Annotated in this window: 14 protein-coding genes; 5 read left to right on the forward strand and 9 right to left on the reverse strand. The window is 67.2% G+C overall.

Annotation, left to right across the window (positions count from 1 at the left end; genetic code table 11):
• Positions 1 to 210 precede the first annotated feature (210 nt).
• From cas2 to PHP91_RS13880, 9 genes are all read right to left on the reverse strand, one after another.
• Positions 211 to 504, reverse strand: coding sequence for a CRISPR-associated endonuclease Cas2 (cas2, locus tag PHP91_RS13840; RefSeq protein ID WP_300141833.1), 294 nt, complete (start codon positions 502 to 504; stop codon positions 211 to 213).
• Between the two features lie 3 nt (positions 505 to 507).
• A complete protein-coding gene (gene cas1c, locus PHP91_RS13845) occupies positions 508 to 1,539 on the reverse strand; it encodes a type I-C CRISPR-associated endonuclease Cas1c (protein WP_300141835.1) in 1,032 nt (343 codons plus the stop codon).
• Positions 1,536 to 2,150: a CRISPR-associated protein Cas4 gene (cas4, locus tag PHP91_RS13850; RefSeq protein WP_300141838.1), complete on the reverse strand. Its 615-nt coding sequence runs from the start codon at positions 2,148 to 2,150 to the stop codon at positions 1,536 to 1,538. The genes cas1c and cas4 overlap by 4 nt, the downstream gene beginning before the upstream one ends.
• A gap of 3 nt (positions 2,151 to 2,153) precedes the next feature.
• Positions 2,154 to 3,026 (reverse strand): type I-C CRISPR-associated protein Cas7/Csd2, encoded by an 873-nt coding sequence (cas7c, locus tag PHP91_RS13855; RefSeq protein ID WP_300141841.1) that lies wholly within the window; start codon positions 3,024 to 3,026, stop codon positions 2,154 to 2,156.
• Positions 3,027 to 3,029: 3 nt separating this feature from the next.
• The gene (gene cas8c / locus PHP91_RS13860; protein ID WP_300141844.1) at positions 3,030 to 4,748 is read right to left on the reverse strand and encodes a type I-C CRISPR-associated protein Cas8c/Csd1; all 1,719 of its coding nucleotides are present in this window, start codon (positions 4,746 to 4,748) and stop codon (positions 3,030 to 3,032) included.
• The gene (gene cas5c / locus PHP91_RS13865; protein ID WP_300141847.1) at positions 4,745 to 5,404 is read right to left on the reverse strand and encodes a type I-C CRISPR-associated protein Cas5c; all 660 of its coding nucleotides are present in this window, start codon (positions 5,402 to 5,404) and stop codon (positions 4,745 to 4,747) included. The genes cas8c and cas5c overlap by 4 nt, the downstream gene beginning before the upstream one ends.
• Before the next feature lie 25 nt (positions 5,405 to 5,429).
• Complete coding sequence (gene cas3 / locus PHP91_RS13870) at positions 5,430 to 7,628, reverse strand: CRISPR-associated helicase Cas3' (protein WP_300141850.1); 2,199 nt, start codon at positions 7,626 to 7,628, stop codon at positions 5,430 to 5,432.
• Between the two features lie 211 nt (positions 7,629 to 7,839).
• Complete coding sequence (locus tag PHP91_RS13875) at positions 7,840 to 8,586, reverse strand: UPF0280 family protein (RefSeq protein WP_300141853.1); 747 nt, start codon at positions 8,584 to 8,586, stop codon at positions 7,840 to 7,842.
• Between the two features lie 208 nt (positions 8,587 to 8,794).
• The gene (locus PHP91_RS13880; RefSeq protein WP_300141856.1) at positions 8,795 to 9,448 is read right to left on the reverse strand and encodes a lactate utilization protein; all 654 of its coding nucleotides are present in this window, start codon (positions 9,446 to 9,448) and stop codon (positions 8,795 to 8,797) included.
• Between the two features lie 228 nt (positions 9,449 to 9,676).
• Between PHP91_RS13880 and rpmH the strand changes: the two genes are divergently transcribed.
• From rpmH to PHP91_RS13905, 5 genes are all read left to right on the forward strand, one after another.
• Positions 9,677 to 9,811 (forward strand): 50S ribosomal protein L34, encoded by a 135-nt coding sequence (rpmH, locus tag PHP91_RS13885; protein ID WP_300141859.1) that lies wholly within the window; start codon positions 9,677 to 9,679, stop codon positions 9,809 to 9,811.
• A gap of 20 nt (positions 9,812 to 9,831) precedes the next feature.
• Positions 9,832 to 10,170: a ribonuclease P protein component gene (gene rnpA, locus PHP91_RS13890; protein ID WP_300141885.1), complete on the forward strand. Its 339-nt coding sequence runs from the start codon at positions 9,832 to 9,834 to the stop codon at positions 10,168 to 10,170.
• 10 nt (positions 10,171 to 10,180) lie between these two features.
• Positions 10,181 to 10,456: a membrane protein insertion efficiency factor YidD gene (gene yidD, locus PHP91_RS13895; RefSeq protein ID WP_300141888.1), complete on the forward strand. Its 276-nt coding sequence runs from the start codon at positions 10,181 to 10,183 to the stop codon at positions 10,454 to 10,456.
• Positions 10,429 to 12,090 carry a membrane protein insertase YidC gene (yidC, locus tag PHP91_RS13900; RefSeq protein ID WP_300141861.1) on the forward strand — a complete coding sequence of 554 codons (1,662 nt, stop codon included), beginning with the start codon at positions 10,429 to 10,431 and terminating at the stop codon, positions 12,088 to 12,090. The genes yidD and yidC overlap by 28 nt, the downstream gene beginning before the upstream one ends.
• A gap of 48 nt (positions 12,091 to 12,138) precedes the next feature.
• A partial coding sequence (locus PHP91_RS13905; protein WP_300141864.1) for a Jag N-terminal domain-containing protein occupies positions 12,139 to 12,338 on the forward strand: 200 nt, incomplete at its 3' end.

A 12,338-nucleotide genomic window follows, 5' to 3' on the forward strand; every position in this document is an offset into this window, starting at 1 on the left:
GTTTCAATCCACGCCCCCGTGAGGGGGGCGACTGTGGGTGCGGGGAATCAGGCGGGCCAAGGGATCTGGAACGGTTGGCCGCGAACCGGCTTCCTTTTGCACCAGTAGCATGTATCGCAAACGATGTGTTGCGTGCAACATGCCGTATTTATAAATTAATCTGCCACCGCGAAACCTCCGGGGATTTGCCGACAGCTTGGGGTTCGCGGGTCACAGGATCAGCGCGTCCCGCTCCGGATCATAGGTGGCGCCCGCACCGTGGTGCTCGATGCGCCGCTGCCAGTTGCTGCCGAGGAAATAGAAGCGCAGACTGTCCCGCTCCTCGTCGTAGGCGTCGAGCAGGCGGTGGCGCAGCCGCGCCCACTGGGCCGGATCGACCACGCATTCGAACACCGAATACTGCACCCGCTGGCCGAATCCCTCGCAAATCTTGGCGATGCGCCTGAGCCGGCGCGGACCGGTCGCGTCCTCCATGCTCACGTCATAGGTCACCAGCACCAGCATGACTCACTTCCAGAAGAAGGGCGGATAGCCGTCCAGGTCGCCGCGCAGGGCCCGGGCCAGGAGCCTCGCCTGGACGTGGAAGGCCATGCCCAGCGGGATGCGTTCGTTCAGAAACGGGTGCAGCACCTCGTCCTGCTTGCGCTTCTGCCACGCGGTGAGCACGGTCTTGCGCGTGTCGTCGTCCATGAAGACCGCGCCGCTCTCCTTGGCCACGAAGCCGCGCGTCGCCACCTCGCCCCGGTTGATGAGCGAGAGAGCCAGGCGGTCGGCCAGAAACGACCGGAACTCCTCCATCAGGTCCAGGGCGAGGCCTGGGCGGCCCGGCCGGTCGCGGTGGAGAAAACCGACCTGAGGGTCGAGCCCCACCCCCTCCAGCGCGGAGCGGATGTCGTGGGTCAGCAGGGTATAGACGAATGACAGCAGGCAGTTGACGGCGTCCAGCGGCGGGCGGCGGTTGCGGCCCGCAAAGCGGAACTCCGGCGCGCCCGCCAGGATGAGCTCGTCAAAGACCCCGAAATAGGCGTTGGCCGCCTGGCCCTCGATGCCACGGGCCACGTCGAGGGGCACCGGCCCGCGCAGCCGGGCGGCCGCGTCGTCCAGCATGGCGATGGCCGACAGGACCCGCGCCTCGTCCACCCGGCCGCCGTGGTCGCGCAGGCAGCGGCGCAGGACCGCGCGCGAGTTGGCCACCTTGCCCGAGAGGATGGACCGGGCGATTCCGGCGGACGCGCCGTCGTCGTCCGCGCTCCGATACTGGGCGCGCCGGAGCAGCACGTTGCCGCTCTGCGGCCCGCTCACCCCGGCCAGGTACCGGCCGTTTTCGGTCAGAAAGGACACGCACAGCCCGCTTTCCGCGCAGTGGCCGAGCAGGAACGGGCTGCACAGCACGTTGCCGAAGCAGACGATCCCGTCCAGCACGTGGGCCGGAAACCGCCGCTTCTCCCCGTCCTCGGTGCGCACCACCACACATTCCCCGTCCTTGGAGAGATAGGTCCCCTGGGACGTGACGTAGAGGGTGTTCAGGAGTTTCTTCATCCTTCAAGCCCTTTCAGCAGATAGCTTTCGACCCGCCGGGAGACGCCCGGCATGCAGGCGTCTCCGAGCGAGCACCCCCGGCAGCGCGGGGAGCGAACGGCCTCGGGGATCTCGCCGCCCTCGATCATGGCCCGCATGGCGGCGCAGGTCCGCTCCACCAGGCCGCGCAGGGACGCGTCGAAGACCACCCGCTCCCGGCGGCGGGGCTTGCCGTAGAAGATGGCCCCCTCGGGCACGGGGCGGCCGAGCATCTCCTCCAGGCACATGGCCTGGGCGCAGAGCTGGGCGCGGTCCCAGTCCTCGGGCTTGGGCGAGCCCCGCTTGTATTCCACGGGATACGGCGTTTCCCGCCCGTCCGGGCCGGGGCGCGTCTCCACCACGTCGGCCACGCCGAAGAGGCCGAGCCGTTCGCTGCGCAGGGGCACGGCCCGGTCCTCGGCCACGCCCCCGCGCCGACCCGGAGCCCCGGCGTCGGCGCGGAGGTGCAGCAGCCGCCCTTCGGCGGTGAACCGATTCTCGTCCCAGACCTTTTCCACGTGGATGAGCGCGCACTGCCGGGGGCAGTACAGATAGTGCTGCAACGCGGAAAGGGGCAGGGTCCCGTCGTCCATGGCCTAGAACTTTACTTCCAGGGTCACGGAGTCCGGAATGGCCGCCTTGTCCACCTTGACCACGTAGTCGTCAAAGGAGCGGGCCGGGCCTTCGCCCTTGGGGGTGACGTCGATGGCCGCGAAGAGCTTGTGGGCCGGGGCGTTGCCCAGGGCGTCCTTGTGCTTGAAGACGTAGAGGGCGCGAGCGCTCATCTTGCCGCGCGCGGCGGAGTGGTCATGGTCGAACATGTTGGCCAGGGCCTGCCAGAACAGCTCCAGGTCGGCGTCGGAGAAGCCGGTGCCCTTGTCGCCCTGGGCCAGGTGGGCGGAGACGAACCCCTCGGCGCGGTACAGGCCATAGGGCACGATGTGCTTGCGGCCCATGGTCCGGTTGTCGCCGCCCTGGGCCTCGGCCTCCTTCTCGGTCTCCACGGCCATGCGGGTGATGGAGACCTCGGCCGGGACGATGGGCTCGATGCTCCGGGCGAAGGTGAGCTGGACCGGGCCGCGCACCTGCCCGCAGTTGTTCAGGGTGGTGGACATGACCGCGCCGAAGGTGCGCACGTCGTAGAAGTTGGCGCACATCCACTTGCGGGCGGCGGCGATCTGCTCGTCCTTCTTCTTGAGCTTGGCGACTTCCTCGGACTTGTAGGCGGGCTCGCGCGAGGTGGAGAGCACGCCCTTTTCGGCCACGTAGATGTTGCAGCCCTCCGCGCCCTGCTTCACGATGTCCACGTAATTGCGGACCTTGCGCTTGAGGCAGACGTCGGTGACCAGGCCGAAGCCGGTTTCCGGGTCGATGCGCGGGGTGTTGCCCGCGTCCGGGTCGCCGTTGGGGTTGCCGTTCTCCACGTCGAACAGGTAGACGAACTCGTAGCGATTATTGATGGCGGTCATTGTCTAATCCTCCGTATTCTTTTCTTTTTTGGTGTAGAAATCCTGCATCTGCTGGTAGTAGCCGATAGTGAACAGTCCCTGTTCCCTGATGGGAAGGGTTCCGGGGTAGCCCTTGGCGTCGTCAAGGCTCCCGACGACTTCGGTGATGATGCCGTCGTAGAATCGGGCGAGCCCGCCCTTGTCCTTGGCGATCTTGGAGAGCCAGTTCTGCGCGTTCCGTATGAGGATGGGAAAGACCAGGCCGGGCGTGGCCGCCGCCGAGGCGAAATACTTGTCGCGCACCGAGGCGTTGACGTTGCCCAGGGCCGCGTGCTGGGTCCGCTCCAGGGTGGCGAACAGTCTGCCCAGCAGGTAGCCGGTCTCCCGGTTGTTCTTGTTCAGTGACATGGTGATCTCCTCGTTGTCGTGGTTGCGGACCAGGAACGCCTTGATGACGGCGGTCCGCAGGTAGTTGATTTCCTTGTCGGCCCGGATGCGGCCGAGGGCGGCGGAAAGCAGGGTCTGCGGATAGGGCAGCCCCTGGACGATGGACCGGACGAACTGGCCGAAGAGCAGCGGCGACAGGTTCCTGGAGTCGCGCTGCGGCGCCAGGTCGCGCAGCAGTTGCCACGGGGTCGGGTGTTCGGGGTCGCTGTCGAACCGGCGCTCCAGGGCCAGGGCCCGGTAGTGTCTGCCCAGCCGCTCCGCCATGCCGCCCACCGTGCCTACGTGCCAGAAGCGCACCGAGAGCCTCGCCGCGTTGGGCGACAGGCCGAGGACGTAAAACGGCGTCTTCGCGTCCCCCAGCTCCTCGGGGTATTTCCCCCGGGCCACGGCCGCGAGGTAGCCCTCCAGGCGGCGGGCCTGGTCCTCGTCCTCGGCCGGTTTGCCGCCCATGGCCAGGTTGAAGAGGGGCTCGGCCTGGCCCGGCGCGTCGGTCCAGAAGAGCACCGTGGTCTCGCCCACCCGCAGCTTGCGCGGGCTTTCCGGGGCCAGCAGGTGGTTCAGGGCCGTGGCGTAGGCGAAGGCCGCGCGCTCCGAGATCGGGGCGTTCAGGTTCTGCTCCTTGCCGAAGGACTTGGCCGCGTCGAAGTTGAAGGAGACCAGCGAGGCCCCGGACGTCTGGGCCCCGATCACGCCCTTGATCTTGGCGTGGGTCGGCGGGATGGGCCCGACCTCGCCGGTGACCAGGCACATGCCCTTTTCGGCGTCGGAACTCTCCGCCAGATGGCGCAGCCAGGCGTCGCGAAAGGCCGGGCGGTCGTGCAGGTAGCCGGGCTCGCCGTCGAGGGTGAAGACCAGGTTCAGGCCGATCGCCTTGTCCCAGTCCGGCAGCTCCGGGGCCCGGGCCGGGTCCCAGTCGGCGAGGAAGGCGAGCAGGGCCGCGGCCCCTTCGTCATCCACGCCGTCCAGCGCAGCGGCGGCCAGCGCCTTGAAGGCCGCGTGGGACTGGGCCGTACGCGCGGGCTTGCCCTTGTCGTCCGCGCCGAGCACGTAGCCGGTGTTGTCCCAGGCGAAGTTCGGGACCACGCCGACCGTGCGCACCATCGGCCCCGGCACCTCGATGCGCTGGGGGCGGCCCTTTTCGTCGCGCAGGTCCAGGGGACGGCCGACCAGGTTGCCCTTGCGGTCCAGCGCCAGGGCGAAGTGCACGGCCTGGAGGCCGAAGCCGAACTCCGGCACGTCCGCGTCGGGGTCGGCCAGCAGCCGTTCGTAATAGTCGTTCAATGCTTGCAGGATCATGACGCCGCGCCCTCCCGCCCGAGGGCCGCCTGGACCTCGACCACGCCGCGTTCCAGGGCCGGGCGGAAGAAGACCGGGGCCATGTCGCGCGCGTAGTCGATGTCGTAGAGCATCCAGCCGAGGTCGCGCGGGGGCTCGTCCGCCAGGGACGAGGCCGGGATCGCGCCCTCCACGGGTTCGAAGAACGCGGCGAACTCGCGGCAGCCCAGGTAGGGCCGGTGGAAGCACTGGCCCTTGGCCGCGCGCCGGTTGAACATGTCCAGGTGCTTGCCGTCGTTGCGGTCATCGGGAGACGTGTAGGCGAAGGTCGCCTCGATGACGTACTCCACGTCGCGCAGGATCAGGGCGGCGCGCTGCTGGCGGCTGTCCTCGATGAAGAGCCGCAGCGGCTCGTCCCCGCCCTTCATGGCGGTCTTGACGCTGCCCACGGGCACCTTGGCCGCCACCTCGTTGCGGCGGACGTTGTCGAAGCGGATGGGCTTCATGACGTGGATGCGCTCGATCACCCAGCGGATCGACGGTTTCCAGTAGATGGCCTCCAGAATCCCCCGTGCCGCCGAAGGCGTCATCACGTCGTAGCTGACGCGCTCCACCTTCATCTCCGGCCGGGTGAAACAGGCGTAATCGCCCCAGACCCTGAGTTTTATGCCTGACACAACTGTCACCTCCTTGTTGTGTTTCCTAAATTTGAAAATCCTCCGCCTTCCACTCCCCCGGCACGGTCAGGCCGAGGCGGTCGTCGTAGTGCTCCATGCGGCAGAGCACGGCGTAGGTGTCGGCCACCCATTCGATGGCTCCGGCGTCGTCCAGGGCGCGCAACTGCGGGTCGTAGACCTGCACCGTGTAGTGCTGGAGTTCGCGCAGCGGGCCGCCCGGATGCTCGGCGTAGCGCAGCCGCTCCACCTGCTCCGCCGCCCGGCCGTCCCAGGGGACGATCACCGGCGCCATGGGGCTGTCGATGAGCCGGAACTTGCGGGCGGCCTCGCGGAAATGCCACTCCCCCGCACGGCTGCCCAGGTCGCGCAGCACGTCCTTGTGGTCCAGGGAAGGCTGGAGCCAGTAGTGCAGGCGGAAATAGCGGCGGATCGCCTCCGGCGAAAAAGGGTCCTCCCCCTCCGGACCGCGCAGCACGGCCGCCGCATGTTCGGCCTGGGCCGCAAAGGTCCGGCCCAGCCCCTCGGCCGGAAAGAACACCGACACCGGAGCCAGGTCCTCGCGCTCGCCCTCCCGGTTGCACCGCCCGGCGGCCTGGACGATGGCGTCCAGCCCGGCCATCTCGCGGATCACCTCGGGGAAAGAGACGTCGACACCCGCTTCGACGAGTTGGGTGGAGACGACCCGGCACGGCTCGCCGTTTTTCAGCATCCCCCGGATTTCCGCCAGCCGGGCCGAGCGGTGGGCCGGGCACATCAGCGCGCTCAGGTGGCGCGCGCCGGGCTCGTCCGCGACCTGCCCGAACAGCTCGGCCGCGCGGGCGCGCGTGTTGACGATGCACAGGACCTGTTCCCGCTCGCGCACCAGGCCCGCCACCTCGTCCAGGGCCAGCTCGCCCAGGTCGCGCAGCTCGGTGCGCCGGAAGGCCGCGTGCAGCCGGTCCGGGGCCGGGGCCAGCTCCCGCTCCGGGGTCAGCCCGGCCAGGCCGTGGCCGTCCCCCTTGCGCCGGGCGGCGGCAAAGTCCTCGCGGCGCAGGGCGGGCTGGGTGGCCGTGCACAGGACCACGCTGCACCCGTAGTGGGCCGCCAGCTCCTCCAGGGCGCGCAGGCACGGGTCCAGGAACGCCACGGGCAGCATCTGGGCCTCGTCCAGGACGATGACCGAACCGGCCAGGTTGTGCAGCTTGCGGCAGCGCGACGTGGCGGCCGCGAACAGGGACTCGAAGAACTGGACGTTGGTGGTGACGATGACCGGCGCGTCCCAGTTCTCGCAGGCCAGCCGGTGGCGGCGGGCCTCGGCGGACTCGGCGGCGTTGTCCTCCTCCCCGAAGGCCTTGCGCGGGTCGAAGGTGCTGTGGTGCTCGATGACCGCGCCGGGATGGTCCCGAAAGACGTCGCGGAGGACCTGCGCGTTCTGCTCGATGATGGACGTGTAGGGAATGACCTGGATCACGCGCCGCAGGCCGTGGCGGCGGGCGTGGTCCAGGGCGAAGGCCATGGAGGAGAGGGTCTTGCCGCCGCCCGTGGGCACGGTCAGGGTGAAGAGGCCCGGTTCAAGGGCGGCCTTTTCCCGGCAATGGGCCAGGATTTCGGCGCGCAGCGCGTTGACCCGGCCGTTTTTTTCGAATCCCGCAAGGCGGGCGTCCAGGGCTGCGGCCAGCCGGTCCAGGGGCGGCCCCGGCGCGCGCCAGGCGGTTTTTTGCGGCTCCATGAACGCCTCGGTGTCCAGGAAGTCCGCGTCCACCAGGGCGGAGAAGAGCATGCGCGTGAAAAAGGAGAGCTGGAACGGGTCGTTCGGGACGAATGGCAGCTCGGGGGAGCGCGACCCGGCGAGGGGATTCGCCGCGCCGTCCGGCAGGGGCTTGGCGTCCGCCAGGACCCGGGTCAGGGAGCGCCCGTTTTCGGTGTTCGAATAATCCGGCAGGCCGCCGTGGTGCCCGGCCACGCAGTAAGCGCCAATGCGGCCGAAGCCCGTGCCCAGCTCGGCCAGCAGCCGCGCGCCGATGCCCTTGTGGTCGGCATGGCCCCGGTTCTCGCCGGTCAGTCGCCGCTGGAAGTCCGGATTGCTTTTCCCGATGTCGTGCGCCAGCCCGAGCATCCGGCCCCAGGGCTCCGCCCCGAACGCGGCGGCGGCCCGTCCGGACCGCTCGGCCACCGCCGCGAGGTGGTCCTCCAGCGGTTGCCAGTCCGTCTGCGGGGCCCCCTCCAGCGAATGTGCGAAAATCATGCTTTGCCTCCGGCATATCAAATGTCGAATACAAATATCACCGTATGCGATCCCAGTACAATCCTCATTGTCGGGATTTATTTTTGGAAAAAGCTAATATCCCGGAATTCAATATGAATTATCTCTGGCGGGTCGGTGCGCGGAGCCGGGCGGCGGCCATGTTGCGTCGCCGGGCGTCGGGATTCGGGAGGGGAAGGGGAGCGGCCCGGACTTAGTCCAGGGCGACCAGTTCGACGTCGCCCCAGGCGGCCAGGGTGTCGTCCACCTGGGCGAAGACGCCGGTCAGGCCGTGTTCGGCCAGGACCTTGGCCCGGTCCAGGACGCGGTTGACGTCGTTCTTGTCGCGCAGGAGGTTGCACAGGGCGGTGGCGGCGGCGTCGGCCAGCCGGGCGTCGGGCGCGCGCACGGCCACCAGGTCGCCCCGGCCGAGGGAGAGGGAATGACCGATGGTGGCGCTGGAGGCGCAGATGGAGACCGGGAAGGCGTTCGCCTCGATGCGCAGGCCGAGCACGGCCCCGGAGTCCGGCTCGGCGAGCAGGGCGACCACGCGCTCGCGGGTGGAGCGCAGGTAGGTGTCGCCGCCGTTTTCCACCAGGATGTTCGGGCTCATGGCGGCGAAACGGTCGCCCACGGCCTGGGCCACTGCCCCGGCCACGGCTGCCATGGGTCCGACCCCGCAGCGCGCGGCCGCGTCGGCCATGGCGCGCACCGCCTCGGGCGCGTCGCCGGGCACGGCCACAGGCTCCAGGGAGGCCGCGAACTCGGGGTGGAAGAGAATCCAGTTCTTGATCTCGCCGCGCACCTGCGCCACGAAGGCCGCGATCTCGGTGTGCAGGTCGCGCTCGGCCACCACCAGCAGGTCGCTCTGCTCCACGGCCACCTGGAAGCGGACCTCGCCCTCCTGGGGACGCACGGCCTCGCGGTAGGCCCGCCCGGCGGAAAGATGGCGCTTGCTCACCGCGTCCTCCGGCGGGATGTTCCAAACTCGGCACAGCTTGCGAACAGGTTTTGGAACCGTTCCGGCCCGGTTTGGAACAGGTCCGGCCCGGTTTGGAACAGGTCCGGCGAGGTTTGGAACACGGTTACGAACATCTTATGCACACCCTTCGCTTCATTATAATATACCCGGCGTCCGGCCCGGGGGAGGGCCGGGCCGCCGAAGCCGCCTAGAACCCGGCGTCCTGGTTGATGAGCACGATGACGATGCGGCCCTTGGGGTAGGACTTCTCGGTGATCGTCCAGGTGTTGCAGATGCGGTCGGGCGAGTCGCAGTCCATGCAGTAGCCGGTCTTGGCGCAGGGCGTCTTCTTGTTCAGGCGCATGGCGTTGACCGGGGCCACGTATTCCTTGATGCGATCCATGGCCCGGCCGAGGTCCGGCACAAGCTTGTTGCGCGAGAGCAGGACGACCACGTTCCTCGGGCCGAAGGAGAGGGCCCCGGTGCGGTTGCCGGTCATGTCCAGGTTGACCAGGTGGCCCTCCATGGTCACGGCGTTGGAGGAGCAGAAAAAACAGTCCACCAGCAGGGAGTGGCGGCGCAACTCGTATTTCTCCCCGGCGGACAGGGACTGGTCCCATGTGTCCAGGACCTCGTAGTCGGGCGAGGCGAGCAGGCGTTCGCGCAGGCCGGAGGCGGCCAGGGTGGCTGAACCGCCCCAGGAGACCGTTTTTGGCTTGAGTGCGGGCAGAATCTCGTTTATGACCACCTCCCCGGCATGAGCCGGTGAATCCGCCCGGTGGACGGTGAAGCCGTTTCTGGCCAGGCGTTGCTCCAGGTCGCGAAGGTTGAGTTCCCAGTAGTTGTCGACAGGCTTTTCCATGGCGCCTCCACGGGTTGGCGGTTGCGGTTGGACCGGCCGGGCAGGGGGATTCCCGCCCTCGGGCCAGGGATGGTGTAGCAGATTTCCCCCCGGCGCGAAACCCGGCGGGACGGGGCGGAGCACCCCGAAACCGGCATGATTTTGGCTTGACGGCCGGTTGCGCTCCGGTTATATGCTTCCGTTCGACGTAACCACTCGTGAAATTCTACTCTCAGGAGATATACCGATATGAAACGTACGTATCAGCCCAGCAAGTGCCGCCGCAAGAGAACCCATGGCTTCCTGGTGCGCTCCCGCACCAAGAACGGCCGCGCCGTGCTTCGCAGCCGTCGCGCCAAGGGGCGCAAGAGATTAACCGTCTAGGTTGGGGCAAGGAGCGCCGGCTGCTGAAAAGCCCGGAGTTCACGGCGTGTTACGAGCAGGGCAGGAAGCACTTCACCCGAAGCTTCATTTTCTTTGTCCTGCGCAGGGACCAAGGCCCGGACGGTTTCCGCCTGGGCCTCACCGTGAGCCGAAAGATGGGCAACGCAGTGGCGCGCAACCGCATTAAACGGGTGGTGCGCGAGTACTTCAGGCTGCATCAATTCGACGTTGACTTGCCTCTGGATGTCGTCGTCGTTCCGAAGCGGAACCTTGAGGCCAAGCAGCTTACTCTCGCCCTCGCCACAGAAGAGTTCACCCCGCTTATGAGCCGCCTTCGGGCGGGAGCGGCGGCCTCATAGAGAGGAAATGATGCGCAAGGTCCTGCTGGCGCTCATTTGGTTGTACCAAAAACTCATCTCCCCCCTGTTGCCTCCGGCGTGCAGGTTCGTTCCCTCGTGCTCCGAGTACGCCGTGGAAGCGATCCAGACGCACGGAGCCTTCAAGGGCGGCCTTTTAACGCTTTGGCGTCTCCTTCGTTGCCAACCTCTGTGCCGCGGGGGCTATGACCCCGTCCCGGCCGTCTGGCCATCCCCACAATCCAAAGCGAGAATCAGTTCATGGACAAGAAGGAGAAACTCCGCCTAGTCATTGCCCTGGCCCTGAGCGCCCTGGTCATCTTCGGATGGCAGTACCTCAACGCTCCCACGGCCGAGCAGAAGGCGGAAATGGCCCGTCAGGCCGCCCAGGCGGAAAAACAGGCCGCCACGCTTTCCGAGCAGGCGACGGGGGGACAGGCCGCCGAGGCTCCCGCCGTTCCCGAATTCGCGCCCACCCAGGGGGTCCAGGTCACCGTGGACACCCCGCTCTACACCGCCGTCTTCAATTCGCAGGGCGGCATCCTCGAAAAATTCGTTCTCAAGCAGTACAAGGACACCATCGCCCAGGATTCCCCGAACGTGGACCTCGTCGGCGAGAAGGCCTTCGCCAAGGGCCCGCTCGGCCTGTTCCTCTCCCGGGGCGGCGACGACCAGGTTCACACCTGGAAGTACGGCGACTGGGCCTTCCACGGCTCGAACCTGACCCTGACCGGGCAGGACGGCACCAAGTCCCTGACCTTCACCGGCCAGGTGCATGGCTTCCGCATCGAGCGCGTCCTGACCTTCCACCCCGACACATACCTCATCGAGGAAAACACCGGGGTCACCAACTTGAACAAGACCGGCGTCGAGGGCTCCATCGCCTTCACGGCCGCGGCCAAGTCCATGTCCGCCGCGGACGACCGCTACAACCCGACCAAGGTGGCCTACCTGAACAAGGAGGGCCGCAACGAGGAGTCCAACCGCGACGACCTCAAGGAGAAGGGGCTGTCCACCTCCGGCGGGCTGAAGTGGGGGGCCATCGAGTCCAACTACTTCCTTTTCGCCATCGTGCCCGACAGCGAGGATTCCTCCCTGTCCGCCGGGTTCCAGGACGACATCTTCCGCATGGCCGTCACCCGCGAGGCGACTTTCATTCCCAACGTGACCAAGTCCTTCAAGGCCTCCTACTTCCTCGGCCCCACGGACCGGCAGATGCTCGCCAGCATGCCGAACAATCTCGACGAGGCCGTCAACTTCGGCTGGTTCGACTTTCTGGCCAAGCCGCTGCTCATCGCCATGAACTTCTTCTACGGCTACGTGCACAACTACGGCGTCGCCATCATCCTCCTGACCATCATCATCAAGCTCCTGTTCTGGCCGCTGTCCCAGAAGAGCTACGGCTCCATGGAGCAGATGAAGAAGCTGCAGCCCATGGTCCAGAAGCTTCGCGAGAAGTATGGGGACGACAAGCAGCGGCTCAACCAGGAGACCATGGCCCTGTACAAGACGTACAAGGTCAACCCCATGGGCGGCTGCCTGCCCATGATCGTGCAGATTCCCGTCTTCTTCGGCCTGTACAAGGCGCTTCTGGGCGCGGTGGAGCTGCGGCACGCGCCGTTCATCCCCCACCTGCCGTTCACGGACCTGCCCTGGCTGGCCGACCTCTCCGCCAAGGACCCGTATTACATCACGCCCATCGTCATGGGTGCGACCATGTTCCTGCAGCAGAAGATGACCCCCACGGCCGGCGATCCGACACAGCGGAAGATCATGATGGCCATGCCGCTCATCTTCACCTTCATGTTCCTGCAGTTCCCGTCCGGCCTGGTCGTCTACTGGCTGCTCAACAACATCCTGTCCATCGGCCAGCAGTTCATGATCGCGCGTAAAGCCAAGGCCAAGGCGGCGAAAAACGATTAACCATGCCTCCGGGGGCCCCGACTTCCCGGCAGATACAAGGAAAGAACCATGAGTGACTTCAAGGAATTCCAGGGCAAGGATCTGGACGAAGCCATCGGAAGCGCCTGCGACTACTTCAACCTGCAACGGGACCGCCTGGAGATCGAGATCCTGGGCGGCGGCTCCACCGGCATCTTCGGCATCATGGGCGTCAAGAAGGCCAAGGTGAAGGCCCGGCCCCGCGCCCAGGTCAACACCAGCGACATCCT

The sequence above is a fragment of the Pseudodesulfovibrio sp. genome (assembly GCF_028692895.1).
Classification (GTDB): domain Bacteria; phylum Desulfobacterota; class Desulfovibrionia; order Desulfovibrionales; family Desulfovibrionaceae; genus Pseudodesulfovibrio.

Coding starts and splice junctions, on each gene's coding strand:
- cas2 (WP_300141833.1), bottom strand. CDS start 504: ATGCTGGTGCTGGTGACCTATGACGTGAGCATGGAGGACGCGACCGGT.
- cas1c (WP_300141835.1), bottom strand. CDS start 1,539: ATGAAGAAACTCCTGAACACCCTCTACGTCACGTCCCAGGGGACCTAT.
- cas4 (WP_300141838.1), bottom strand. CDS start 2,150: ATGGACGACGGGACCCTGCCCCTTTCCGCGTTGCAGCACTATCTGTAC.
- cas7c (WP_300141841.1), bottom strand. CDS start 3,026: ATGACCGCCATCAATAATCGCTACGAGTTCGTCTACCTGTTCGACGTG.
- cas8c (WP_300141844.1), bottom strand. CDS start 4,748: ATGATCCTGCAAGCATTGAACGACTATTACGAACGGCTGCTGGCCGAC.
- cas3 (WP_300141850.1), bottom strand. CDS start 7,628: ATGATTTTCGCACATTCGCTGGAGGGGGCCCCGCAGACGGACTGGCAA.
- PHP91_RS13880 (WP_300141856.1), bottom strand. CDS start 9,448: ATGGAAAAGCCTGTCGACAACTACTGGGAACTCAACCTTCGCGACCTG.
- rpmH (WP_300141859.1), top strand. CDS start 9,677: ATGAAACGTACGTATCAGCCCAGCAAGTGCCGCCGCAAGAGAACCCAT.
- yidD (WP_300141888.1), top strand. CDS start 10,181: ATGCGCAAGGTCCTGCTGGCGCTCATTTGGTTGTACCAAAAACTCATC.
- yidC (WP_300141861.1), top strand. CDS start 10,429: ATGGACAAGAAGGAGAAACTCCGCCTAGTCATTGCCCTGGCCCTGAGC.